The organism is Nocardia sp. NPDC059691 (assembly GCF_042733915.1).
Lineage (GTDB): Bacteria > Actinomycetota > Actinomycetes > Mycobacteriales > Mycobacteriaceae > Nocardia > Nocardia sichangensis.
On record NZ_JBHWFB010000014.1, the window covers coordinates 156,057 to 181,226 of the forward strand.

At 68.1% G+C, this 25,170-nt stretch carries 23 protein-coding genes and 1 pseudogene; 15 read left to right on the top strand and 9 right to left on the bottom strand.

From position 1 onward, the window contains the following. Positions 1 to 21: 21 nt before the first annotated feature. Complete coding sequence (locus ACFV2O_RS28640; protein WP_379254482.1) at positions 22 to 1,305, bottom strand: NADH:flavin oxidoreductase/NADH oxidase family protein; 1,284 nt, start codon at positions 1,303 to 1,305, stop codon at positions 22 to 24. Positions 1,306 to 1,366: 61 nt separating this feature from the next. On the opposite strand from ACFV2O_RS28640, the gene ACFV2O_RS28645 reads away from it, so the two are divergent. From ACFV2O_RS28645 to ACFV2O_RS28655, 3 genes are all read left to right on the top strand, one after another. Next, positions 1,367 to 2,017, top strand: a complete 651-nt coding sequence (locus ACFV2O_RS28645; protein WP_379254483.1) for a TetR/AcrR family transcriptional regulator — start codon at positions 1,367 to 1,369, stop codon at positions 2,015 to 2,017. Positions 2,018 to 2,062: 45 nt separating this feature from the next. Further along, positions 2,063 to 2,746: a type 1 glutamine amidotransferase domain-containing protein gene (locus tag ACFV2O_RS28650; protein ID WP_355074036.1), complete on the top strand. Its 684-nt coding sequence runs from the start codon at positions 2,063 to 2,065 to the stop codon at positions 2,744 to 2,746. A 266-nt stretch (positions 2,747 to 3,012) separates the two neighbouring features. Continuing rightward, on the top strand, positions 3,013 to 3,198 hold the full coding sequence (locus ACFV2O_RS28655) for a hypothetical protein (protein ID WP_364426483.1): 186 nt from the start codon (positions 3,013 to 3,015) through the stop codon (positions 3,196 to 3,198). 105 nt (positions 3,199 to 3,303) lie between these two features. Here the strand turns inward: ACFV2O_RS28655 and ACFV2O_RS28660 are convergent, their stop codons facing one another. Beyond that, positions 3,304 to 4,926 carry a carboxylesterase/lipase family protein gene (locus ACFV2O_RS28660; RefSeq protein ID WP_379254484.1) on the bottom strand — a complete coding sequence of 541 codons (1,623 nt, stop codon included), beginning with the start codon at positions 4,924 to 4,926 and terminating at the stop codon, positions 3,304 to 3,306. Between the two features lie 431 nt (positions 4,927 to 5,357). On the opposite strand from ACFV2O_RS28660, the gene ACFV2O_RS28665 reads away from it, so the two are divergent. The 12 genes from ACFV2O_RS28665 to ligD all read left to right on the top strand — a co-directional run bounded on the left by ACFV2O_RS28665 (position 5,358) and on the right by ligD (position 16,752). Then, positions 5,358 to 5,546, top strand: coding sequence for a hypothetical protein (locus ACFV2O_RS28665; RefSeq protein WP_379254486.1), 189 nt, complete (start codon positions 5,358 to 5,360; stop codon positions 5,544 to 5,546). Between the two features lie 239 nt (positions 5,547 to 5,785). Continuing rightward, on the top strand, positions 5,786 to 6,991 hold the full coding sequence (locus ACFV2O_RS28670; protein WP_355074040.1) for a site-specific integrase: 1,206 nt from the start codon (positions 5,786 to 5,788) through the stop codon (positions 6,989 to 6,991). Between the two features lie 340 nt (positions 6,992 to 7,331). Next, a complete protein-coding gene (locus ACFV2O_RS28675; protein ID WP_379254487.1) occupies positions 7,332 to 8,408 on the top strand; it encodes a tyrosine-type recombinase/integrase in 1,077 nt (358 codons plus the stop codon). After that, entirely contained in the window at positions 8,405 to 8,728 is a 324-nt protein-coding gene (locus ACFV2O_RS28680) for a helix-turn-helix domain-containing protein (protein ID WP_379254488.1), read from the top strand. Before ACFV2O_RS28675 ends, ACFV2O_RS28680 begins: the two co-directional genes overlap by 4 nt. Further along, entirely contained in the window at positions 8,725 to 9,996 is a 1,272-nt protein-coding gene (xerC, locus tag ACFV2O_RS28685; protein ID WP_379254490.1) for a tyrosine recombinase XerC, read from the top strand. Before ACFV2O_RS28680 ends, xerC begins: the two co-directional genes overlap by 4 nt. 271 nt (positions 9,997 to 10,267) lie before the next feature. Beyond that, a complete protein-coding gene (locus ACFV2O_RS28690) occupies positions 10,268 to 10,726 on the top strand; it encodes a Tn3 family transposase (protein WP_379254491.1) in 459 nt (152 codons plus the stop codon). 83 nt (positions 10,727 to 10,809) lie between these two features. Then, on the top strand, positions 10,810 to 11,994 hold the full coding sequence (locus ACFV2O_RS28695) for an NAD(P)/FAD-dependent oxidoreductase (RefSeq protein ID WP_379254493.1): 1,185 nt from the start codon (positions 10,810 to 10,812) through the stop codon (positions 11,992 to 11,994). Further along, on the top strand, positions 11,991 to 12,887 hold the full coding sequence (sigJ, locus tag ACFV2O_RS28700; protein WP_356964400.1) for an RNA polymerase sigma factor SigJ: 897 nt from the start codon (positions 11,991 to 11,993) through the stop codon (positions 12,885 to 12,887). The genes ACFV2O_RS28695 and sigJ (ACFV2O_RS28700) overlap by 4 nt, the downstream gene beginning before the upstream one ends. Before the next feature lie 166 nt (positions 12,888 to 13,053). Beyond that, the gene (locus tag ACFV2O_RS28705) at positions 13,054 to 13,326 is read left to right on the top strand and encodes a hypothetical protein (protein ID WP_379254494.1); all 273 of its coding nucleotides are present in this window, start codon (positions 13,054 to 13,056) and stop codon (positions 13,324 to 13,326) included. Positions 13,327 to 13,635: 309 nt separating this feature from the next. Then, positions 13,636 to 15,141, top strand: coding sequence for an MFS transporter (locus ACFV2O_RS28710; RefSeq protein WP_379254495.1), 1,506 nt, complete (start codon positions 13,636 to 13,638; stop codon positions 15,139 to 15,141). Next, positions 15,035 to 15,694 (top strand): TetR family transcriptional regulator, encoded by a 660-nt coding sequence (locus ACFV2O_RS28715; protein ID WP_379254496.1) that lies wholly within the window; start codon positions 15,035 to 15,037, stop codon positions 15,692 to 15,694. Before ACFV2O_RS28710 ends, ACFV2O_RS28715 begins: the two co-directional genes overlap by 107 nt. A gap of 116 nt (positions 15,695 to 15,810) precedes the next feature. Continuing rightward, entirely contained in the window at positions 15,811 to 16,752 is a 942-nt protein-coding gene (gene ligD / locus ACFV2O_RS28720; protein WP_379254552.1) for a non-homologous end-joining DNA ligase, read from the top strand. Positions 16,753 to 16,815: 63 nt separating this feature from the next. Here the strand turns inward: ligD and ACFV2O_RS28725 are convergent, their stop codons facing one another. The 7 genes and pseudogenes from ACFV2O_RS28725 to ACFV2O_RS28755 form a co-directional block, all read right to left on the bottom strand. Further along, positions 16,816 to 18,003, bottom strand: a complete 1,188-nt coding sequence (locus tag ACFV2O_RS28725) for an NAD(P)/FAD-dependent oxidoreductase (RefSeq protein WP_379254497.1) — start codon at positions 18,001 to 18,003, stop codon at positions 16,816 to 16,818. Positions 18,004 to 18,084: 81 nt separating this feature from the next. After that, complete coding sequence (gene sigJ, locus ACFV2O_RS28730; RefSeq protein ID WP_379254499.1) at positions 18,085 to 19,026, bottom strand: RNA polymerase sigma factor SigJ; 942 nt, start codon at positions 19,024 to 19,026, stop codon at positions 18,085 to 18,087. Continuing rightward, positions 19,004 to 19,552: a histidine phosphatase family protein gene (locus tag ACFV2O_RS28735; protein ID WP_379254553.1), complete on the bottom strand. Its 549-nt coding sequence runs from the start codon at positions 19,550 to 19,552 to the stop codon at positions 19,004 to 19,006. The genes sigJ (ACFV2O_RS28730) and ACFV2O_RS28735 overlap by 23 nt, the downstream gene beginning before the upstream one ends. Positions 19,553 to 19,556: 4 nt before the next feature. After that, a pseudogene (locus ACFV2O_RS28740) lies at positions 19,557 to 20,147 on the bottom strand (phosphoribosylglycinamide formyltransferase); the annotation flags it as partial. A gap of 88 nt (positions 20,148 to 20,235) precedes the next feature. Beyond that, a complete protein-coding gene (locus ACFV2O_RS28745; RefSeq protein ID WP_379254500.1) occupies positions 20,236 to 21,942 on the bottom strand; it encodes a tetratricopeptide repeat protein in 1,707 nt (568 codons plus the stop codon). A gap of 31 nt (positions 21,943 to 21,973) precedes the next feature. Further along, positions 21,974 to 23,788 (bottom strand): hypothetical protein, encoded by a 1,815-nt coding sequence (locus ACFV2O_RS28750; RefSeq protein ID WP_379254501.1) that lies wholly within the window; start codon positions 23,786 to 23,788, stop codon positions 21,974 to 21,976. Further along, on the bottom strand, positions 23,785 to 25,083 hold the full coding sequence (locus tag ACFV2O_RS28755; RefSeq protein ID WP_379254502.1) for an ABC transporter substrate-binding protein: 1,299 nt from the start codon (positions 25,081 to 25,083) through the stop codon (positions 23,785 to 23,787). Before ACFV2O_RS28755 ends, ACFV2O_RS28750 begins: the two co-directional genes overlap by 4 nt. Positions 25,084 to 25,170 lie beyond the last annotated feature (87 nt).

Consider the following 25,170-nt stretch of genomic DNA (forward strand, 5'->3'; position numbering starts at 1 on the left):
CCGGGAAAGGGGCCGATGGCCTTACGCGGCACGGTTGTTCAGCCAGGTGCGGTAGCGGCGCAGTGCGCGACGCTGGAGCACGGTCTCGTGGAGGAGAGCGACCTTGGGGTTGATCCCGGGACGCGCGCGCCGTCCGGCGCCGAGGCGGCGAAGCTGTTGTCGCACTCGGGCCATGCTCGCGGCGGACGCGACAGCCTTGTCCTTGATCTCCACGGGTGTGAGTTCGACCTTGGCGTCAGCGTCGCGGCGCCACCGGTTCGGCAGGTCAGGGTCGACGGCCAGCGCGCTGCCCATGCCGACGAGATCGATGCCGCCGGCCAGGATCTCCTCGGCCACCGGCCGCCGGAGGACACCTCCGGTCAGCATCAGTGGCAGCGGGCTGGTTGTCGCGAGTTCTTCGGCGAGGGAGAGGAAGTAGGCCTCGCGGGCTCGGGTCCGCTGGTCACTGGCTTGGCCGGTCATGGCAGGGGCCTCGTAGCTGCCCCCGGAGAGCTCGACGAGGTCGACGCCGAGCGGGGCCAGCATCGCGAGCACGGTCGCGGCGTCGTCAGCATCGAAGCCGCCGCGCTGGAAGTCGGCGGAGTTGAGTTTGACCGCGACAGCGAAGCCGGAAGCGACCGCGGCCCGCACCGCACGCACGATATCGAGCAGCAGCCGGGCCCGGTTCTCCAGGCTGCCGCCCCACTGGTCGGCGCGCCGGTTGGTCAGCGGCGAGAGAAACTGCGACAGCAGATAGCCGTGGGCGGCGTGGATCTCCACACCGTCGAACCCGGCCGCCTCGGCCCGACGCGCCGTCTCGGCGAAGCGCTGCACAGTTTCCTCGATCTGCCGCGGGGTCATCTCGACCGGGTCGGCGAATCGCTTGCTGTTCTTGCCGACATCTACACGGATCGCCGACGGCGCCCAGGCGACGCCGGGCATGTCCGCGCGCACCTGCCGGCCGGGATGGTTGATCTGCATCCACACCCGCGCGCCGCCGCTCTTCGCGGCGACGGCCCACCGACGGAACGGTTCCAGCGGCGACTGCGCGTCCAGGACGACTCCGCCCGGCCCGGTGAGCGCCTCGGCATGGACCATGACATTGCCGGTGATGATCAGTCCGACCCCGCCTCGACTCCAACGTCGATAGAGCCGGAACAGGGACTCGTCGGGGAGTTGACCGGATGCGGCCATGTTCTCCTCCATAGCGGCCTTGGCCAGCCGGTTGGCGACCACGGAGCCGTTCGGGAGGGTGAACGGCGCGAAGACCGGTGAAGTTCGCTCCGCGCCGCCTGACCTCGCGGGGATGGGGGCTGTTGATGGCATCGCCGCTCCTGAATGCGGTAAGTTTACATTGCTAACATGAGCCTAGAAAGGGATGTAAGCGATGTCAACTTCAGCGAAGAGGAGTGGCTACCATCACGGCAACCTCAGGGCGTCGCTACTGACGGCGGCGATGCACCTACTCGAAGTCGGCGAACCGTTCTCGCTGCGCGCCATCGCTCGCGAGGCAGGCGTGTCGCCGACCGCGCCCTATCGACACTTCGTCGACCGCGACGCCCTGGAGTCCGCGCTGGCCGTGCAGGGCTTACGTGACCTGAAGGCGGACCTGAGCGACGGACGCGAGCTCCCGGCATCGGCGGCGGGGCTCGGCGAGCTGGCGGTCGCCTATGTCGAGTTCGCCCTGCGGCGGCCGGCGTTGTTTCGCCTGATGTTCGGCAACGCCTGCGACGAGGGCAACGAGGAGCGGGTCCAGGCGGCAGAGGAAATCCACGATCTCGTACAACTCGCGATGAAGCAGGTCTTCCCGGACGGCGACCCCCAGGCGCTGGCCTCGGCATGGTGGGCGCTGGCCCATGGCATGGCATACCTGCACCTGGACGGCAAGCTCCCGGCGGAGTCGAGCCGCGAAGTGGCCGATCACGTGCGCGCCGCGTTCGCCGCGATCGTTTCCGCGCGCACACAGCAGGCCGGCGCCGCCCAGAGTGTGCCCACTCACACCGACGCAGGTGTTGACAGTGCTCACATCCCGACCTAGCCTTGCCAATGTGCGCAATGTAAACATTCAGGAGGATGACCGACCATGAGCAAACGCATCTTGAACGTCGTCACCAACGTCGGCCACTACGACGACCCGTCCCACCCGACCGGTTTGTGGTTGTCCGAGCTCACCCACGCCTGGCAGGTCTTCGAAGAGCACGGATTCGAGCAGACCATCATCAGCCCGGCGGGCGGCCCCGCTCCCCTGGAACCGCGGTCACTGAAGTTCCCCAACTACGACAAGACCGCGAAAGCCTGGCGTGCCGATCCGGCACGGATGGCGCTGCTGGAGAACACCGTCAGCCCCGACCAGATCGACTCGGCCGACTACGACGCCATCTATTTCACCGGCGGGCATGCGGTGATGTACGACTTCCCCGACAGCGAGGGCCTGCAGCGCATCACCCGGGAGATCTACGAGCGCGGCGGCATCGTCTCCTCGGTCTGCCACGGCTACTGCGGCCTGCTCAACACCAAGCTCTCCGACGGGTCCCACCTTGTTGCCGGCCGCAGGGTGACCGGGTTTGCCTGGCAGGAGGAAGTCCTCATCCGCGTAGACAAGCTCGTGCCCTACAACGCCGAGGACGAGATGAAAAAGCGCGGCGCCCGCTACGAGAAAGGCAAGCTGCCGTTCCTCTCCTACGCCGTGGTCGACGGCAACCTCGTGACCGGCCAGAATCCCGGATCAGCCAAGGAGACGGCGAAGAAGGTCGCCGCCCTGCTGTGACCCCTCCGCACCGGCGTCCGACCCGAAGCGGATGGCCCACGCGCCGCCGGGCCGGGCGGATGCCAACCGCAAGCGTTCGGCAAAGTGGCGTTCGGCTCCCGGCTAGGCGAGCCGGCGCGGAACTGACACCAGGCGCCGGAGATCCTTCGAGCCAGAGATCGACTGCCGACAACCCCTGGCAGTTCGCTCCCAGTGCCTCGTCCGGAAAGATCGAACCGGGCCGCCAGGCCATGACAACCGATGAACGGTTTGCGCCCGGAAGCGATGTGCACCTGCGGATCTGGTTGGGTGGCATGGTCTTCGACTACGCGGCCACCGCCGTGGCGGCTCGCAATGTGATCGATGACTGGAGCCGAAAGCATTGGGTCACAATCGAATTGATCTGCGACACCATCGAAGAACATCTACCGCTGCCCCGCCTGCCGTACGAACGATTGTTCCTCGGCCCGTGACAAGCAGGTGTAGTCCACCACCGGATACCGGGCTTCACGCACGACGGCGTCGGGGTGACCCACGGCTGCGGTTGGGCGCCAGGTGCAGATCATGCCCCTGGCTGGTCACCGACCACCTCCCGCTCCGACGCTTTGACATGGGTCCAGGGAGTCGAACCGGTGTGTATGCCAGATAAGGCGTGAGCGTTCCTCGGGATAAGGCTGGGTAGTCGGCTCGGCGCTGTAGACACGAGTGGATCGCCTTCCCGGATCGTAGGACGCCCAGCCAGGGTTTCCGGTGGTCGCGAAACGCACCCAGTCGCTGCGCATTTGATAGGAGACCTCCAGGACCTCATTCGCGGCGTTCGGGTAGGCCAAGGGGTGGCCACGCACCTCGTCGGCGCTGAGCGTGCCGAACACAAGCAGCATGTCGAGGCTGTGCGAGGCACCCTGATCCCGGCGGAAGCTCCAGCACAGTTCATAGAGCCACACGGGTCCATGCCCGGCGTATTGGGCATCGGCGAGATGCAGGCTCGGCATCCGAAGCAGCCAGTCGGAGTTGACGAGCTCATACAGCTGTTCAGGGGCGGCCTCCGGGTAGGCGGCGCGGTATCCGCCGCTGCTGTCCGAGACGGGCGCGAGACGTTCGAGTGCGGCGGTCGCATGCTCATCGGTCATCTCTGTGCCGCGCCAGGCGTTGAACAGCGAGTACTCGTCACGGGTGTGTCCGATGAGCAGATCGATACCCCGCGCGGCACCGTTGGCGAGCGCATGCCACGGCGAAGCAGGCAGTACGACGCCATCGACAACCGGTGAGAACGGCGTAGGCGTCAGCGCCGTGGGTCCCCACGATTCGACGAATTCGGGCATCTTCCGAATCACCGCGTCGGTCGCCTCGATCAGCGCACGCGGCGGGATGCCGGCGAGCTCATCGACGGTGGCGCGCACACCAAGTTCCGCGGCGATCGTCGCGGAGATCGCGCCGGCGAGCCGTGGGGAGAAGTACGTGCCCGGCAGGCTCTGCGATATCGCACGACGAAACAGCCCCGCTGCCATGGGCATAGCGAGCAGCGCCGCGACAGAACCAGCTCCTGCGGACTGGCCGAACACAGTGACGTTGCCGGGATCGCCGCCGAACGCGGCGATATTGTCCTGTACCCACCGCAAGGCTGCGATCTGGTCGAGAATGCCGCGGTTGTCCGGGGCCCCGGCGATGTGGGCGAAACCTTCCACGCCCACTCGATAGTTCATGCTGACCATCACCACACCGCACGCGGCGAGAGTCGCACCGTCCTGGTGCGGGTTGCTGGCGGCGCCCTCGAAGTATCGGCCCCCGTGAATCCACACCATCACCGGCAGCCGGACGGTACCGAGCTCGGGTGACCAGACGTTGAGCGTCAAACAGTCCGCGGAATCATCATCGGTGCTGCCGGACACCGACGACATCACCGAACCTCGATGGCTCGCTTGGGGAACCGGTGGACCGAACTCCAGCGCGTCGCGGACACCATCCCACCGCTGTACTGCAACGGGAGCCGCGAACCGACGCGCGCCGAATGGTGACTCGGCGAAGGGGATGCCCCGGAAGATCGCGACTGCGTTCTCCCACCTGCCGCGCACAACCCCCGCAGTCGTTCGGATCTCTGGTTCGAAACTCCCCCAACCTTCAACGCGCACACCGGAACCCCCGCCAGTCACACCCACCACCCCGTCCATGCCGTTCGCCGACGCCAGATCGCGGGTGATCATGCCACAGTGGCCAGGAATTTCGAGACATCGGCCAGGTCCACATCTACACGGTGGCCAGATTCACTGAGACTTGGCCAGTTTCCTCGAGACGGAACACTCCAGGTCCAGTCATCTCCGAAATCAGCTCTCCAGTTCTGACCTCCGATAAATGAACCTTATCGGGGGTCAGGACGAAGCTTCATGTCCGGCTACCGTTGTGATAATTACGTTTCGTAGCGTTGGTCATGACGTAACTAAACCGCCACGAAAAGAGAGAAAAACTAGGTACCCCCTCTGCTGACGTCAAATGTCAGTTCTCATCTGATCTGCCGGGATAGGTGATAACCGAAGTGGCTTGCTGTCGGGACGGGCTGAAAGAATGTCCTCTGCCCAAAGCCGTATCCCCCCGCGAGCTTCGTGAGGACGTCGGCCGTGTCGCTCACAACGCCGAGGTGACCCTGGAGCAGATCGCCGCCGATTTCGGGATCCACCCGGTGACGCTGTCGAAATGGATGCGCCAGGCCGACGTCGACGAGGGAACCAAGCCGGTGTCCGGCGGCATCCTGCATACCGATCGCGGATCGCAAGCCCGGCCGATTCCGCAGCCGAAAGTTCGCACGCCCCGACTCTTCACTGCATGACCGGATCGATGGGCCGCGTCGGCGCGGCCGGTGACAACACCTGATCGAACGGACCTATAACGTCACTGTGACGCATGGTGTTTCCGTGCGCCAACGCGCATCGGACGGCACTAACACAGGCGAATTGTCACTCGACAGACTCCGCAAGTGCTGCCGCTTCGGTGCCGTAGGCTGGCATTCCTGCGCCGAGTCGTGGCGCGAACAAGTCCGTCATCGTTAGGAACGCGGGAGCCCGAACCATGGACGATCGATCCAGTGTGGTCGCGGTTCCGGAGTCGGTGCGCACCGAGTTGCGCCGTGGGGTGCGCAGCGTGCTGGTCGACGCGGCGGCACTGCGGCTGGTGCGTGACCGTTTCGATGACGATCAAGCCGGATCGCTGCGGCGGTATCTCGAAGCGTCGCAGTCGGCGAACACGCTGCGCGCTTATCGGGCCGATTGGGTGGCGTGGTCGGCGTGGTGTGCCACCGAGGGGCGTCAGGCATTGCCTGCCGACGCGCTGGACGTGGCCGTCTATCTCGCGGCGGCGGCCGACGCGCGCCGCGCCGGCGGCGAATGGGCGTTCAGTCCCGCGACTTTGGAACGCAAGTCGGCCGCGATCGCCGCGGTGCACGCGGCCAACGGCCTGCCGTCACCGACTCGATCCGATGTGGTGCGCCTGACGCTGCGCGGCATCCGCCGCACCCGGCGGGCGCAACCCCGACGCAAACGCCCTGTCCTGCTGCACACTCTCGATCAACTGCTGGGCGGACTACCCGAACCGGGCTGGCCCGCCGAACCCGCCCGGCGCCGGGATTCGCTCGTACTGCTCGTCGGTTTCGCCGGCGCCCTTCGCCGCAGTGAACTGGCCGGTCTGCGCATCGGGGACGTCGAAGTCGGTCTCGACCACACGACCGGCGAACCGATTCTGTTGATCCGGCTGCCCGCGACGAAGACCGACCCTACCGGCGCGGCCGAACAGCGCGTGGCGCTCCCCCGTGGCCGCCGTCCCGCGACCTGCCCGGTCTGCGCCCTCGCCGACTGGCTGCGCCTACGCGAAACACACGCCGCCGCGGGGACTATCGGTGTCCGGTCCTGGCTCGCCGACCTTCCCGCGAGATCGGCCGACATCCACCGTTGCCACGGCTTCACCGGCACCACGCTCACCGACGCGGACCTACCTCTCTTCCCCACCGTCAACCGGCACGGCGCGATCGGCGACCGCGCCATGTCCGGGCGGGCGGTCGCCGAACTGGTCAAGCGTTATGCCGCCAGGGCCGGGCTGGACCCCGACCTGTTCTCCGGACATTCGCTGCGCGCCGGCTTCGCCACACAGGCCGCGCTCGGCGGCGCCAGCGACCGCGAGATCATGCGTCAGGGACGCTGGACCAACCCGCGCACCGTTCACGGCTACATCCGCACCGCCAACCCCCTGGAAGACAACGCGGTGACCAAGCTCGGATTGTGAGCCCGGAATCAGGATGAATCGCATTGAATGCAACACCGCATTCTCGCGATGAAGGCTGCGACGCACATCGAGAGCAATTGCCACCCTCGCGGGTCACCGCGAAAATCGCGCCCTTGATTACATTTTCCGGCCGTGCACGGGTCCACCTGCCTCGGCTAACCAACAGTCGATGAGTTCCTGACTGCTCCAGCTTCTCTCACCCCACCCACTCCGGCCTGGACCTGGGCCATCCCAGGCCTCCTCTGCGCCGAATGTCTCACTGAAGTGTTGTCGCCTCGGCCGAATGAATTGTGGTCGGGCCGACGGTTCCTCACTGCGGCTGAAGACAAGGAGGCGTGGGTTGGCCCTGGCGGCAGTGCGCGATCTGCAGGAACTGCGGGTCCCGGCGACCGATGACGAGCTCGCCGACTTCGAGACCGACGTGCTATCGGGGTTCGTGCTGGCGCGGGCGTCGGCCGGGCTGGTCGACTCCACGATCCGCAACGACGTCAATCACCTGGAGTTGATCCGGGAGTGGTTCGGTCGGCCGTTGTGGGAGATGCAGCCCGTCGACGCCGACACATACTTCGGCAAGGTGCTGCGGGAGGCGAAGCCATCGACGCGGACTGGCCGCGCGGCCGCGCTGACGGTCTACTTCCACTTCCTCGAGCTGCGGCACAAGATCGAGCTGCACAACCTCACCGGCCGCGTCGTCGAATGCCCCCTGGACGAGATCAACCGGCCCCGGGCCTCGGTTGATCCGCAACTGCGGATCCCGCCGACTGCCGAGGAGATCGAGCAGCTGTTCGCCGGTTGGCGCGAGGAGATGGCTACCTGCCGTAAGTTCGCGCCGACCGCCCGCAACTACGCGGTCGCCCGGCTGGCGGCCGATGTCGGTCTGCGGATCAACGAGGCCCGGATGCTGGATCTGGATGACGTGCGGTGGGAGCTGGGCCGGTTCGGGAAGCTGAATGTCCGTCACGGCAAGGGATCTCGCCGCAAGGGCCCGAAACCGCGGCTGGTGCCGTTGATCAACGGCGCCGACCGCAGCTTGCGCTGGTTCATCGAGGACGTGCTCGGCCTGTTCGACCTCCACCCGTCCCGGCACGGGATGCCGCTGTTCCCGTCCGAGCGCAAGAACACCGATGGCACCGCCATGCGCGCGACCGCCGACGTATTCCGTCGGTCCCTCGCCGAGGCCGCCGACCGGCACCTGCCTACCTGGTCGGGCAAGCTGACTCCGCATGTCCTGCGGCATTTTTGCGCCAGCCAGCTCTATCTGGCCGGGATGAACCTATTCGCGATCCAGGAATTATGCGGTCATTCCTGGACAGCCACAACTGCCCGATATATCCACGTTCACGCCACTCACGTCGAAGACGCCTGGGTGACCGGGCAACGCCGAGTCGCCGACCGATGGAAAGGACTGGCCCAATGAAATGGAACCTGCGTCTCGCCGCGGCCAACCGCGGCATCTGGAAGGCCAGCGAGCTGCAACGCATGCTCGCCGCCCGCGGCCTCGTCATCAGCGCCGGCAAGATGTCCGGGCTGTGGTCGGGTGACCCGAACGTGGTCAAACTCCGCGACCTGGACGTCATCTGCGCGGTCCTGAGCTGCGGGGTCGAAGAGCTGCTGATTCCCGAGCCGGAGACCGTCAGCGCGACGGAACCGGCGACCGAGGACACAGCGGCCGCGGTCGGCGAGGCCCTGCCGGTCGTTCCGCGCGCCCGGACCGGTAGGTCACTGCCGCCCCGATGAACTGCGCGCATTGCGGCAAGCCACTGCCGGAGAAGCGGCGCAGAGACAAAATCTATTGCAGCAAAGGCTGTTCCGCACTCGCCTCCTACTGGAGGCGCAAGAACGGGGAACCAGTCCCGCCCGGCTGGCAACATCCGGCGCTGACCGCTGATGACCTCGTTCTGCGGGCCGCTGCCCAGCACGCCCGTCGGCTCGGCCAGGCCCGAGGCTGGAGCCGGTCCACCACGCTCTGCGTTCTCGACGGCCTGGTCACCGTTCTGACCGAGCAGCTTGCGGGCGAACGAGTGCTGCTCAGCGAGGTCCGGCGCCGCCCTCATCGGCGGGTGTCACGTCCTCGCCTCATCGAAGTCCTGGCCGATCTCGGACTGCTCGAGGACGACTCGACGCCCTCGATCCAATCCTGGATTCATTGCGTGACAACCGATCTCACGCCAGGGTTCGCCGAACCAGTCCGGCACTGGCTGACGGTATTGCTCGATGGAGACGCTCGCGCCCGGCCCCGCTCGGCCTCCACCCTCTACGTCTACTTCGGTTGCGCCCGAACATTTCTCGAACAATGGGCCACTCGCTACGACCACCTGCGGGAAGTCACCCGCGCCGACATCACCGCCGCGCTCAAGCCGTTGACCGGCTCGCAACGCTTCAACGCGACCTGCGCTCTGCGATCACTGTTCCGGTTCGCCAAGAAACGCGGCCTGATCTTCGCCAACCCGACCACCGGGCTCAAGACCCGCCCCGCCGACTTCGCCCTGTTGCCGATGACCGACGAGCAGATCCACGCCGTCGAGCAACTCGCCACCGACCCCGCCTGGCGAGTCATCGTCGCGCTGGCCGCCGAGAACGCCGCCCGCACAGGCGCTATCCGGAGCCTGAAACTCACCGACGTCGATCTGGCCAACCGGCACATCACCCTCGCCGGACGCCGTCAACGTCTCGGCGACCTCGGTCACCGCGCCATCCGCCGCTGGCTCGACCACCGCCGCACCACCTGGCCGACCACCGTGAACCCGCACCTGCTGGTCGGCCCGAAGACCATCCACAGCACCGCACCGATCAGCCAGAGGTCCGTGAGCCTGCGCATGCAGCCCAGCGGCTGCACCGTCGACCAGATCCGTCGCGACCGCATCCTCCACGAGGCCCTCACCGCCGGCCCCGACCCACTGCACCTCACATTGGTTTTCGGCATCGCCCACAACACCGCCGCCCGTTACGCGGCCGTCGCCGAGCACCTGCTCAGCGACGAACTCGAACATCCACCAGCCGACTGAGCCCACCAGCAACCGCTAGACTTCCGCCGAACTCGCCGCGATTCCCCGTGCCTCCCGCGGAAATACCGTGAGTTCCCGCTGAAAGTCCGTCAGTCAGCGTGAACCCACGGGAGTCGTGCCGGTAAGGATCGTGTCACCTGGTACATGAAGCTGTCGTAAAAGCCCCGCCGGGGATCTGCCGGCCGACTTCGAGGAACGCCGCATTTCGCACTACGAGAAGCTGGGCAAAGCCCTGGATCCGACGAAATTCATCAATGACCTGCGCGAGGAGATGCGCGCCGAACTCGACGCCCTGCACACCGCACTGCCGCACTGTCCCTGGTTGGAGATCAAGGAGCGCCGGCAGGGCGCCATCAAGCTGCTAGGGCTACCCAAGGCGCTGGAGCCGCGCTACCGAAGTCGTGAATTGCAGCGGGAGATCAACAGCGGCCTGAACGTGATCGAGTCCTGGAACAGTGCCAACTCGGTCATCTACTACGGCAAGACCTGCGAGATCGCGTCCAACCGGCGCGACGAGCAGGAGATGAGTGTGCTGCGCCTGCTCATCTGCCAGGCCGCCCTGGTCTACGTGAGTGTCCTGATGATCCAAGACGTTCTCGCCGATCCGGACTGGGACGGCGTACTTACCGCCGAGGACGAGCGCGGCCTGACCCCGCTGTTCTGGTCGCATGTACTGCCGTACGGCGAGGTCGAACTCAATATGACTACCCGCCTTGCTCTCGGCGGATGACTCCGACTCACTCCATCGAGTGTGAGTGGCGCACATCACATCGCATCGTGTCATGTCTCGGTGATCCGCGGTGTCTTGAGGGCATGACCGAACACAACACACACCACAAGGTCGTCGTTATCGGCGGCGGTTATGCCGGCACAGTCGCGGCCAATCATCTGCGGCTGCGCACCGACGTCGATATCGCGCTTGTGAATCCCCGCCCGAGGTTTGTCGATCGAGTCCGGCTGCACCAGTTGGTTGCCGGTACCGGCGATGCGACGGTCGATTACGGCACGCTGCTCGGTGAAGGCATCGAGCTGGTGGTCGACAGCGCCACGCGCATCGACACCGCCGCCCGCACGGTGCGATTGGCGTCGGGGGGCGCGCTGGACTACGACCATGTCATCTACGCGGTCGGCAGCACGGCGGCCATACCGTCGGTGCCTGGTGCGGCCGAGTTCGCTTTCCCCATCGCTGAATTCGAGGCTGCGCAGCGGCTGCGCGCCAGGCTGGACGAGTTGCCCCTCGATGCTCCGGTCACCGTGGTCGGCGGCGGGGCAACGGGTATCGAAACGGCCGCTGAACTCGCCGAACAAGGACGCATGGTCACTCTGGTGTGTGGTGGATGCCTGATGCCGTCACTGAGTGCGCCGGGTCGCCGTTACGTCGCCAAGTGGATGTCGCGACACAATGTCGTCGTGCTCGAGGCCAGCAAGGTGACCGAAGTCCGGCCGGATGCGGTCGTTTTCGCCGACGGGGGGGTGCGTCCGAGCACGCTCACCATCTGGACGACCGGATTCGGCGTGCCGAAGCTGGCGGCAGACAGCGGGCTTCGCACCGATGCCCTCGGCCGGTTGCTCACCGACGAGACACTGACGAGCATCGACGACGAGCGCATCGTGGCGACCGGCGACGCCGCCGCACCCTCAGGGCAGCCGCTGCGGATGAGTGGCCAGGGCGCGGGCCCGCTCGGGGCGCAGGCCGCCGATACCGTGCTGAGCCACGTCGCGGGCACCGAACCCGCGGCGATCGACCTGGCCCTGTTGGGAACCTGCGTCAGCCTCGGCCGCCATGTCGGTATCCGGCAGCTCGCGCGCAAAGACGACATCGCGATCAACCTCTACATCGGCGGTCGTGCAGGCGCGAGAATCAAGGAGATGACCTGCAAGATCGGGGTAAGCAAAATCCGCCGGGAGGCCCGCAAGCCGGGTTCGCTGGCCTGGCTCAAGGGCGGCCCGCGTCCTGAACAGTCGTTCTCCACCGGACAGGTGGTCGGGTCCGCATGACGACCGACGAGCACACCGAGCGTTTCACCTTGCTGCGGCCGTTGCTGTTCACGATCGTCTACGAAATCCTGGGCTCGGCGACCGAATCCGACGACGTGCTGCAGGACAGCTATCTGCGATGGGCCGAGGTGGACCTTGCGACGGTGCGCGACACCAAGTCGTATCTGGCCCGGCTGGTGACCCGTCAAGCGCTCAACTCTGTGCGCGCCGGCACGCGCCGTCGTGAGGACTACATCGGCCCGTGGCTGCCTGAACCACTGCTGGTCGACGAGCACGACGCATCGGCGGATATGGTGCTCGCCGAGTCGGTATCGATGGCGATGCTCGTTTTGCTGGAAACACTCACTCCACACGAACGTGCGGTATTCGTGCTGCGCGAGGTATTCGGCTTCGACTATGACGAGATCGCCGCAGCGGTGGGCAAATCCGTGATGACGGTGCGCCAGGTGGCCCACCGTGCGCGCTCCCACGTACACGCGCGGCGTAAACGCTTCGAGCCCGTCGACGCAGCCGAGATCGCGCACATCACCGAACAGTTCATGACAGCGGCGACCACTGGTGACACGGCCGGGCTGCTCTCGCTCCTCGCTCCCGAGGTCACCTGGACCGCCGACAGCGGCGGCAAGGCCACCGCGGCGCGGCGACCGGTGGTGGGCGCGGAGAAGGTGGCCGCAGTCCTCATCAAACTGTTCCACGCCAGGCAGCCGACGTCGGACATGCGGATAGAGATGGTCACCTGCAACAACACGCCCGCGATGGTCGCCTACCGCGGCGACCTGCTCGAAGGTGTCTTCCTGATCGAGATCTCCGACGGACAGATCACCAACCTCTACGCCATCCGCAACCCGGACAAACTCGCCACGGTGACGGTCCCGCGCAGGATCAGCCGGTAAGGCCGGACGATGTCGTGGTGTTCCGTATGCCGATCCGCCACCGGAACACCGGGCTCGGCAGCCAGGTCTACGACTGGGCCGACCCGTTCGGCATGCTGTTCCTGCAAACCCTTACCATGGTTGCCGAATTCGAGGCTAACCCGATCACCTGCGGACCCGCGAGGGCATGGCCAAGGCCCGCGCGAAAGGCCGCCTCGAGGGCAAGCAGCCGAAACCATCTCTCGCCGAGCGGAAAACGATCCACCGCCGCTACCACGAGCCCGCCGATGACGCGAGCCTGGCAGACCTCGCCGAGGAATACAGCGTCGGCCGCTCCACCATCCACCGCTGCGAAGCGGCATTTTATGTCCGCTGCGACAGGCCGATACCGTCGAATTCACGGAGGGAATTTTCGGTCGGCCGAAGAGTGCGCGGCCTTCATTGCGTGCCAGTGACGTAACCTCGGCGGAACTGACCGACGAAGCGATCGCTCATATCGAGCGGGACGACAAGGTGACGGCTGGCGTTCTCTCGTAGCGGCCGGCGACGGCGCGGGGTTGTTCGAGCCGGTTGATACCCCGGCGAGCATGTTGCGTGCCGGTAGATAGCGGGTCGAACGCCGGTGGCCGGCGCGGCAGGCGGCGATGGCCGGCCCTTGTGAGGTGAATGGCGTTCACCTATGGTGGTGAACGCCATTCACCTCCGAGAGGGTTTCGCTGTGCCCATTGATTCGCATCCGTCGACGTCTCCGACTGCCGACCGTGGCGTCATGGCCGTTCTGGCGGCTGGCGGCATCGTCACCACGCTGGTGCAGACCGCGGTCGTGCCGCTGCTGCCGCAGCTGCCCCGGCTGACCGGCGCGGCACCGGTCGATGTCGGGTGGGTGGTCACACTCACGCTGCTGACCGGCGCCGTCGCCACCCCGCTGCTCGGGCGTGCCGGGGACATGTACGGCAAGCGGCCGATGCTTCTGCTCGCGCTCGGGGCACTCGCCGCCGGGTCGCTGGTGTGCGCATTCGCCTCCACCCTCCCGTGGCTGTTGGTAGGGCGGGCGCTGCAGGGTGTGGGCGCGGCGGTGGTGCCGCTGTCGATCAGTTTCCTGCGGGGTGTGCTGCCGCCGCAGCGGACGGGTTCCTCGGTGGCGCTGATGAGTTCGACGGTGGGCATCGGCGCGGCTCTTGGTCTGCCGCTGGCCGCGCTGTTGGTGCAGTACGCGGACTGGCACGCGATGTTTTGGGCCATGACCATGCTCTCGACGGGTGTGCTCGCCCTGGCGTGGCGGCTGCTGCGGAAAGAGCCGGTCCGGTCGCCGGGGCGTTTCGACCTACTCGGGGCGTGCGGGCTGAGTGCGGGGCTAGTGTTCTTGCTGCTGGCTTTGTCGAAGGCAGGTGAGTGGGGCTGGGGCAGTTGGCGGGTTCTGGGCCTGTCGGGGGCGGCGCTGCTGATCCTGACGGGCTGGACTGTCCACCAGCGCCGCGTGTCGCGGCCACTGGTGGACGTGCGCCTCGCGATGCGTCCGGCGGTTCTGCTGCCCCACCTGGCCGCGTCGTTGGCCGGGTTCGCCTTCTATGCCAACTCCCTCGTCACCGCGCAACTGGTCCAGGCGCCTCGGGCCACCGGGTACGGTCTGGGGCTCTCGGTGGTGGCGGCGGGTGTATGCCTGCTGCCCAGCGGTGTGATCATGGTGTTGTGTGCTTCCTTGTCCGCCCGCCTGTCCGCCGCTCGCGGGGCCAAGGCCACCCTCATCCTGGGCACGATGATCATCGCGGGCGGCTATGGCCTACGCATCGCCGACAGTCGGCAATTGGGGGCGGTCATCGTGGGCGCGGCCGTGGTCTCGGTCGGCACGGCACTCGCCTACTCCGCCCTGCCCCTGCTGATCATGCGGGCGGTGCCGCTGGAGCAGACCGCCGCAGCGAACGGCCTCAATGTCCTCATGCGCACCATCGGGCAAGCCTTGTGCAGCGCGGTGGTCGCCACCGTGCTGGCCCAGCACACCCGCCCGTTCGCCGACACGGCGGGCGTGGCCGTGGCGGCGCCGACCCTGAACGGGTACCGGATGGCCTTCGCCGTCGCAGGCGCGGTCGCTCTGCTGGCCTGCGCGGCCGCCTGCCTCGTCCCGCGCCAGCCGCGATCCGCGCCGTCCCTCCTCCAGGAGCCTGAACAACATGTCCGACCCGAACTCCCCCTCTCCGCGCAGTGCCCGCCTGCGATCGAGGTCCATAGATCCGCCGAAGCCCGACCCGGCCCAGGACCGGTCGGCACGACCGCGTGATGCCGACGCCCGCCGTGCGGACATCCTCGCCGCAGCCCGGCGCGCCTTCGCACGCCACGCCTACGCCGACACCACCATCGCCGCCATCGCCGACGACGCAGGCGTGAGCCCGGCGCTCGTGATGAAGTACTACGGCACCAAGGAACACCTGTTCACCCAGGTCTTCACCTTCGACGCCGACGCCACCGCCCTCTTCGACGCCCCCTTGGACCGCCTCGCCCGGCACATGGTCCTGCATCTGATCGCCACCCAACGCGGAAAGACCCGCGACCCGATCCTGCGCATCGCCTTCTCCCGCCACCACTTGGAACTCGGCGGGCAGGCACGAGCCAACTTCCGCACGCAGGTCATCGACGCCCTCGCCGCCCGCCTCCCCGGCCCGGGCGCCCCGCTGCGAGCGGAGATGGCCATCGGTGTGCTGCTCGGCCTCGGCGCCCTCTATGCCACCGTCCAAGCCGACCAGCTCACCCAACTGGACCCCGACGAAGTCGCCGACCTGTACGTCCCGCTCCTGCAACCTCTGCTCTGCGGCGAGGCCACTGCGTGCAGCTGACTGGCCGGACCCCACTGGGCGGCGTGTCAGTGGCCTTGTGTAAGTGCCGTGGAGAGGAGCCCGTACCTGATATTTGCTGACGATATGCTGGCTGAGTGCTGTCAGTCCAGGCGCCGATGCTGGCCGTCTCCGGACGGCCACCGCGGGAGCACGGCCGGTGGGCGTTGGAGATGAAATGGGACGGCATTCGCGCCCTCGCGCGGTGCCGGGCGGGGGAATGCCGGTTCTACAGTCGCAACAATCGGGATCTCAGTGGGTCATTTCCTGAGCTCACGGCGGTTCTCGCCGAACTGGGCGAGGGGGGTGAGCTGATCCTCGACGGGGAGATCGTGGCGCCGGATCCGAAGACGGGGGCGCCGTCGTTCGCTCGCCTGCAACGGCGGATGCATGTCGTCTCCCCCAGCGCGGAATTGCTGCGAGGATTCCCGGCGCAGTATCTGGCGTTCGATCTCCTGGCTGTCGAGGGTGCGTCCATCATGAACCTGCCCTACACCGAGCGTCGCGAGCGTTTGGCGGAACTGGCGCTGGACCGGCCTCTGGTCCGGACCCCGCCGTACTACCGCGATATCGACGCCGACACGCTGCTCGACGTCGCTCGCGAACACGGCTTGGAGGGAATAGTCGCCAAGCGTCTCGATTCGGCCTACTACCCCGGGCGGCGGTCTCCGTTGTGGATCAAGACGCCGCTGCGCAAGACGACCGAGGTCGTCGTAGCGGGCTGGCTGCCCGGTACGGGCCGTTTCTCCGCGACGTTCGGCTCATTGGCGCTGGGTGCCTACGACGACAACGATCAGCTGGTGCACGTCGGCAATGTCGGCACCGGCTGGACCATGCGCGACCGCCGCTCGCTGCAAGTTCGCCTGAACGAGCTGTCCCGCTCCGACACGCCCTTCGACGTCCCTCCGCCGCGCGCGGTGGCGGCATCCGCCCACTGGGTCGAGCCGGTCCTCGTCGGCGACATCGAATATCGCGAAGCCACCTCCGAGGGCCTGCGGCACCCCAGCTGGCGCGGGCTGCGCCCCGACAAGTCTCCGCGTGACGCGAAATGGCCACTATAACATACAGGTCCGGCCCAGCCTGTCCGGCCGGGGCGGACCTGCACCGGTTCCGCGCCCGCGCGCTCAGACGGTCGCGACAGGAGCCCCCGCGCCGGTCGCGACGACGCGGCGACGCCGGCTCGGCGCCAATAGGGTCGGGTGCTTCACGCACCAGGCCGCGATCGAGCAGATCAACTCCTTCACGCGGGCGGCCTTGCGGCCCACGTCGACCTTGGAGGTCGGCTGATCCTCCTTGGTCACCTTCTGCACGATGGCATCGCGGCGGCCGAGGCTGATGCACTGGCTGTTGTAGCCGATGGGGGCATCGGGAATCGCACGTCCGGTCAGCCGAGCGGCAATGGCATCGGCGCCCAGCCAGGCCATCGGGGAGGCGGTGGCGCAGCCCATGCGCAACGTCCTGCCACCCACTCCCGCGGCGTGCGCGGCATCGCCGACGGCGTATACATCCGGGTGCGAGACCGAGCGCTGGGTAGCGTCGACGACGATCCGCCCGGCCTCGGAGACGGTCAGAGTGCTGGCGGCCGCGATCGGGTGCACGGCGAATCCCGCTGTCCAGACGGTCATTTGCGAAGAGATCTGCGCTCCCGATCGGGTGGCCACGCCATCTTCGGTGACCCTTATGACGTCGGCGTGCTCGTGGACGGTGATACCGAAGCGTTCGAACGCGCCGCGCAGGTGGCTCTGTGCCTTCTCGTCGAGCCAGTCGCCGACGCCGCCGCGCGCGGCCATCGCGACCTTCAGATCCGGGCGCGCCTCGGCGATCTCGGTGGCGACCTCGATACTGGTCAGGCCACCACCTACGATCAGCACGGTCTCCCCCGCCCGCAGCCGGCTCAGACGTTCGCGCAGCCGCAGCGCCGCCTGCTTGCTCGCCACCTGGTGGGCGTGTTCGACAACGCCGGGCACGCCGAAATCGGCGACAGTGCTGCCAAGGGCGTAGACGAGTGTGTCGTAGGCGAGGGTCTCAGCCCCCTGATCGCCGATCAGTTCGACGGTCTTGCGGTCGGCGTCGACCGAATCGACCCATGCGATGCGCACCTGGACGCCGGTGCCCGCGAACATCTTCCGCAGTGGACGAACCGGCAGGTCCTGCCCGGCGGCGAGCTGGTGCAGGCGCACCCGTTCGACGAAGTCGGGATCGGCGTTGACCAGGGTGATCTCGACGTCGTCGCGGTGCAGTCGCTTGGCCAGGCGGCCGGCTGCGGTGGCTCCGGCGTACCCGGCTCCGAGGACGACGATGCGGTGCTTCATGGTGTTGCTCCTGTCTCGGTGGGTTCGGAGCTTGAACCGGACAGCCACACGAATGCTGACAGGAGCAGTATGTGATGTGGGTCACCATAAATCGGGCAGGGGTGCCCCCGGTGCGTAGGTGGCCCACTGGCGATTGGCGAATGCCAGCTTGTCGGGGTTGACGTGGGCGTGCACGGCGGCGATGCCGTCGGCGGTCACCTCCAGTACCACGACGCCGACGATGCGATCCTCGGCCACCAGGATCAGCGCGGGCCTGCCATTGACGATCGCGGCGAAGGGTGTGGGCTTGCCGCCGAGCTTGTCCCACTTGGCACCCGTAGGTTTGATGGCCAGCCGCACGAACATCGCGATGCGCTCGGCGCCGACGAGCGGCCTGTTCAAGGTGGCGAAGAAGGCGCCGCCGTCACCGATGATGGCGGCGTCATCGGTGAGTAACCGCACCAGCTCGTCGGTTCGGCCGCTGACCGCCGCGGCCAGGAATTCCTCCACGATCCGGCGGGCGGCGGTCTCGTCCACCTCGATACGCGCCCGTTCCACGGCCAAGTGCTGTTTGGCGCGGCGATAGACCTGCTGGCAATTGGATTCGGTGATGTCGAGCAGGTCGGCGATCTCGTGGTGCGAGTAGCCGAAGGCCTCGCGCAGTACATACACCACGCGTTCCTTGGCGGTGAGCCGTTCCATGAGCGTGAGCATGGCGATCGACACCGATTCGCGTTGTTCGACGGTGTCGGCCGGGCCCAGCATCGGGGCGCCGGCCAGCAGCGGCTCCGGAAGCCATTGCCCCACATAGGTTTCCCGGCGCGCACGGGCGGAGGTGAGCTGGTTGAGGCAGAGATTGGTGAGCACCTTGGTCAGCCACGCCTCGGGCGTCTCCACATATTCGCGGTCGGCGGCCTGCCAGCGCAGATACGTCTCCTGCACCGCGTCCTCGGCGTCGCCGGCCGAGCCCAGCAAGCGGTAGGCGATCGCTTCCAGGCGACCCCTGGAGCGTTCGAACAGATCAGCCTCGCGCGTGAGCAACATGTCGGTCATGGTCGGCCATGCGCACCGGTCGTGTCCAGCGGTAGCGGTCCCCAACCAGCTTGCTCGGAGGCGTCGCGCACGTGCCGGCCGCGACCGGGTGCCGGTGCGCCAGCGTCGTCAGGATCGCCGCGGCCCGGTCGGACAACTGTCGCAGGCTCTCGCCACCGGGCCTGGCGAGCGACGGCTCGGCCCAGCTTTCACAGTAGTAGCGCGCATAGCCGGGTGTCGGGCCGATCCCGGACTCCCACTCGCGCAGATCGTGGTCGGTTTCGATGGGCAAGCCGGTGCGACGTGCGAGCGGTTGGATGGTTCGGACTGCGCGGAGGTAGGGGCTGGAGAAGATCACGGTGGGCGACAGGGCGGCCGGGTCGGTGACCAGCAGCTCGGCTTGTTGTTCGCTCGCAGCGGTCAGTGACCGCTCGTAGTCGCCCGGCCCCACCCGCGCGAGGGGTGAACGGCTCAGCGTGACGGACCAGGACGAGAGTGGAGCGGACCGTGTGCCGGGTAGCGATTCGTCGCACCACATCGGGAAGCAACGTGTGTTCGGCGTACAGCACCCGCGCGCCGAGTGTCTCGACCGTGTCACCCGGCTCGACCGGTACCTCTACCTGGGCGATGATCTGCCCGGTGTCGTATTCGTCCGAGACGAAGTGGACGGATACACCGCTGACGGGATCTCCGGCGTCGAGAACGGCTTGATGCACGTGCCCGCCGTACATACCGGGGCCGCCGTGTCGGGGCAGCAGTGCGGGGTGGACGTTGATGATCCGTCCGGAGAACTCCGCTCTGGTGCGCGGCCCGATCTTCTTCAGGTATCCGGCGGTGACCACCCAGTCGGCCGAGTGCTCGACGAGCGCGGCGCGGATGGCTTCGTCGGGGTCGTCGTGGGTGCGTCCGGACAGGTGGCGGGCGGGAATCGCGTTGTCGCGGGCATAGCGCAGCGCACCGGAGTCGCTGTTGTCGCTGATGACGAGCACGATCCGGAACCGCGCGTCCGCGACGAGGGAAGCTCGGTGCAGCGCACGCAGATCGGATCCGTTATGGGAGTCGATCACCGCGACACGAAGTTCCGGCACGGCTTCGTAGTCCGGCACAGCGAACTCGCCATGGTCGGTGTGCATCGACGCTGGGCGTCGCGAAGGGCGCAGCGGCCGGGCTCGCTTCTCCTGCTGCCGGCTTGCGAACCCGAACGGCCGGGCCACAGGCAGGTCAGCGAAGGTCTTGCGGCCGGTGGGCGTGATCTTCGACGGACGCGGGCCACTGATCGATCCGAACCGGCGGGGTGCGGCGGCGGGATCGGAGGAGGTCGCGGAAGCCGCGATCGGCGCGCAGTTGCGAATGTGCCCGTGCCGCATAGTGTTCGGTGTGGCGGGCGGTGGGATGCCTGCGCCGGGCTTCGGCGAGCCATCCGGTGGCTTGGCGGAGGGCTTCGGTGCGGGTAAGGGGCGGGTCGGTGGGCAGCAACAGGGTGGCGTGGTCGGGGTCGACGACGATCGCGGAGCCGAGGTGTTGCAGGCAGCGGCCGATGCCGAGGTCGTCGTCGAGGACGCGGTAGGCGGTCAGGGCGAGCTGCCAGCAGCGCAGGGCTCGGCGGGGTTCGCCGCGGGCCCACCACATCGTGCCCATGGTCTCGTGGGTCTGCGCGCGTCCGTCGGGATCGAGGCCGGCGCGGGTGAGGGACTCGGCGAGTTCGAGACGATCCTGCGCGGCGTCGAGGCGTCCTTGCCGGATGTGCACGACGGCGAGATTGATCAGGGCGCACACCTCGCCGGCGACGTCGTCACGCGGCAGCAGCCACCACGCGGTCTCCAGCTGCTCGGCCACCTTGTCCAGCACCGGCGAGCCGGCGTCCAGCTCCCGCAGCGCCGCCTGATGCTCCCAGCGGGCGGCCAAGCTCGTCGACAACCGCCGCGGCCGGTAGCCGCGCGGCCGCTCGGTGAGCCGTCCCGCCCGCAACAACAGCAGATCGCGGTTCAGCTCGTCGGTTTCGGGAAGCGCGCACAGATCGTCGGCCACTCCGCGCCCGTTCTCCCCCAGGCCGATACGCGCGTACCACACGTCCAACGCGTTGCCGATGTCGACCAGGTGCGCCACGGCCGCCGGGGGGAAATCCACGCCTCGAGCCGCGCACGCGTCCACCAGGGCGCGCAGGTACGGTTCCTCGGTTTCGAACCAGCGGCGAGCGCCCACCGCGAAGCGCCGTGACTCCAGCGCGATGGCCCAGCGCCCCGCGCGGTCGGCGTAGTGGTGCAGCAGCGCGGTGAGCGCCGCGGCCCACTGCGGTCCGGCGGTGACCGTCGCTCGATCCGGCAGCCTGGGCACTTGTCGCACGCACCACCGCTGGGCACCGTGCCCGGCGAGAATTCCGCGGCGGTGCAGACCGTCCAGCAGTCTCGCCGCGGTGCGGGCCGAGGGTTCCCGTGCCAGCGGCAACCGTCCCGGCGTGTCCCGAATGGCGTTGAGCACCGCCAGCAGCGCGACGGTTTCGTAGTCGTGCACCGGCAGGTCCCGCAGTACCGCGGCGATGAGATGCCCGTCGAGCGCCGCGACCGTCCGGCGCGGCGGCGCGGCTTCCCGCGGCCTGCGGTCCGCGAGCGCGGGGCCCGGCTCGATGAGACCGGCGATGAGGTCCATGTCGCGAGCGGTGCGCATCTTGGTGCGATACCCGCGTGCGAACCGGTACAGCGCGTAGGTCGCCGCCGCGGCGATGAACAGCACCGACAACCAGCGCAGCGGCCCGTTGAAGAACTGCACGACGGCGTTCTCGCCGAACGAATTCACCACCAGGGTGCGCACCAGCTCGAACAACACCGTGTAGGCGACCAGCGACGCGGTGCCAAGGAACCCGATCCAGATCGAGGATCTGGGTGTGGCGGTCTGCCCGACCGGTTCGGTGTGCTCGGTCGAAGTGCTCACCCGATTCCTTCCTCGCCGCCAGCGGCTCGCGTCATCGCAGCACTCCACCGGTCAGGCCCGGCACCACCCAGCGCCGCCAGGTCACCAGCAGCAGCGCCACCGGCAGCACGGCCGACACCAGCGATCCCGCGGCCAGTTGCGCGCTGTTCTCGCCGAATTGCCGTGCTTCGCCCCACAGCAGCAGCGACCACGGGCTCGCGCCCGCTCCGCTGACCACGAGGCCGATGAAGAAGTCGTTCCACACCTGCACGAACTCCAGCACCGCCACCGCCCCCAGCGCGGGCCCGGAGGAGGCCAGCACGCGCTGGGCGATGGTCCCCGGACTGGCCAGACCGTGCAGTGCGTCCGCGGCGGTGCTGCCCGGCGGGGCGAGCATCGCGCCGCGCAGCACGAGAATGGCGATCGGCAGTCCGGCGGCGGCGTGCACGAGGATCAGCGGGATGCGGGTTCCGGACAGTTCGTAGGTGTCGACGAGACCGTCGATCGGTCCGAGGTAGGTCTGCGCGGGTATCACCGCTAGCACCACCAGCGCTACGACGGCCAGTCGTGCGGCGGTGCCGTTGGGTCGCAGCGCGGCCAGCCGGTAGGCCACCGGCGCGGCGGCGGTGACCACGACCACCGTGACGATCCCCGCGACCCAGGCGGTGGTCTGCAGCGAACGCCACAGTCCGTCGTCACCCGACACCAGAGCGATGGCCGAGAAGCCGAAGCCGTCGTGCGTACGCAACCCGGTATAGGCGAGCACGCCGATCGGGTACAGCACCAGCACCGACACCAGCACGATGCCCGCCGCCCGCACCGGACCGATGCGCCGCCGTCCCGCCACCGAGATCGCGCGCACCGCCGACCAACTCGCGCGGTGATGGCGTACGTCCACTTGCAGCAGCCAGGCCACCGCGCCCACGAGTACAGCCAGCGGCAGCGCGTAGGCCGCCGCGGCGCCGGGTTCGGCGTCGGCGGCCAGCCGCCACCAGTGCACGGTCGCGCTGTCGACCTGGTATTCGAGCGCCCCCGGCACCCCGATCAGCACCACGTCGAACACCCGCGCGGCCGCGACGCCGACGGCCAGTCCGGCGATCAGCAGCACCGGCCGCAGCAACTCGTACAGCCGGATCGCCAGCGGTCTGCCGTCGTCGCGGTAGAGGTACCCGGCGCGCGCCGGATCGGCTTCGATCGCATGGATTCCCGCGCGGAACAGCGCGGTGAGGAAACCCAGCCAGGTCCACAGGAACGCCGACCCGAGCATCGCCGCCAGCCACCACCGGTAGAGCCCGACGTCCTCGATGTCCAGCCACCGCGCGCCGTTGCCGAAGATCACCCGGAACGCCACCCCGGACACGAACGCCGACACCCCGAACGGCACGATCAGCGGCAGCCACAACCAGCGCGCCGCCCGGCCCCACCAGGCGATCGCCAGCGCCACGAGCAGCAGCCCGATCCCGAACGCCACCCACAACAGTGTGCGCAGGTACGCGCCGCGACCGTCGGCGTTCATCGTGCCGCCCAGCAGCCACAGTCCGGCGATCGTGGCACCGATCGACAACGGCCACAGCAGAATTCGGATCCACGACACACCCCGCCGCCTGCGCAGCGCGGCGGGCAGCAGCGCACCGGTCGCCGCGACCGCGCACGCGAGCACCGACAGCGGGCTGGCCCGGGCGGCGATCAGCACGGTCCATCCCGCCGGCAGCACCAGCAGCGCCACCGTCAGCAGCGTCGCCGGCAGTCCGGCCACCCAGCCCAGCCAGCGCCGTGGCCTGCCGCCCGCGACCAGCGGCCCGCGCATGCGGCGGGTGGCCAGCTCGATGCGCAGACCGTTGACGTCGAAATCCGGAGGGATCGTCATCGGCCCCGCCGATCGACGTCGTCCAGCGTGGCGATGGCACGGTCGGTGGCCTCGGTCGTTCGTGCCTGCCCGCCGTCGCCGATCGCGATGAGGAACTCCGTCAGCACCCGCCACAATCCTTCCCGTCCGCCCACCGGCCCGATCCGGTCGGACAGATCGAAGGTGCTGCGCGCGGCGAGCTCACCCGCCGAGGGCGCCAGCAGCGGCGAGTAGTCCGCCTCGGTGCGCAGGTTCGGGGCGAGGAAGCCGCCGTAGCGCTCGATCCACGGCAGGGGGGCGCGAGCGGCGGCCAGTTTCTCGACCAGTTCGTCCGCGCGCGATGTCGCCTGCCGCGTCACCACGATCACGTCACCGCCGACGATCTTCGGCCGCCCCGGCGCGGTGTCCACCGGCGGGAAGGACACCACCCCGACGGCGTCGTCGATCTCGCGCCCGGACGCGCGGACCGCGCTGCGCACGATCGGTTCGGCGAAGTCCGGCGCCACGACCGCCACGGCCCGGCGATGCTGGAACACCTCTCGGATGGCGTCGGAGAACTGCCTGGTCAGCGCGACGCCGACGCCACCAGGGAACGCGTGCCGCTGTCCCCACAGAATCCCCAGATGACCGAAGGCGGCCCGCACCGCCGGGTTGTCCCATTCCCGTTCCCGGTGGTTCTTGGAGGCCAATTCGTCGTAGATGCGGGGTGATTCGGCGAGCAGGACGTTCTCGAAGAAATCGGTGAGCACCCAGCCGTCGGCGGCGGCCAGCGCCAGCAGGCGGGTCGGCGTCTGCGCGAGCACCTCCATCCGGTCGACCCAGCCGTCGAGCGTCCATGCCGCCGGCTCACCCAAGCCGTGGGTGTCGAACTGTTGGCGGTCGAACCACACCAGCGATTTGTCCGCGGCTTTGAACGGCACACCGTAGAGCCGACTCTGGTAGCGCAGCAACAGTTGCCAGGGTTGGGCGTAGCGGGTGCCGAGTTCATCGGCCCACACCGTCTCGGCGACGGGCCGCAGTTTGCCCGCGTCGGCGAGTTCGCGCACCCGCCCGGCTTGCGGAAGCAGCACCACGTCCGGCGCGGAGCGGCCGCCTGCGGTGAACGCGGTGTCGGTGTTGTCGCCGAGGGGGATGACCTCGACCTCGAAGCCGAGGTCCAGCCCGTCCAGGACGGCGTGGAAGGCGGCGAGTTCCTGGCCGCTCCAGGACACGCCGACGCGCACCGCGTCCGAGCTGCCCAGCAGCACCTCCGGCGCGCACGCGGCAGCCAGCGGGAGGACCATTCCCGCTTGCAGCACCGCTCTGCGCGTCCCCATCGACCCCCGATGTCATTGCGTGCCAGTCGAACTCGATTATGCGTCAGAGCCGTCGCGCCGGTGGCCGCTTTGAGAACTCTCGTGCGC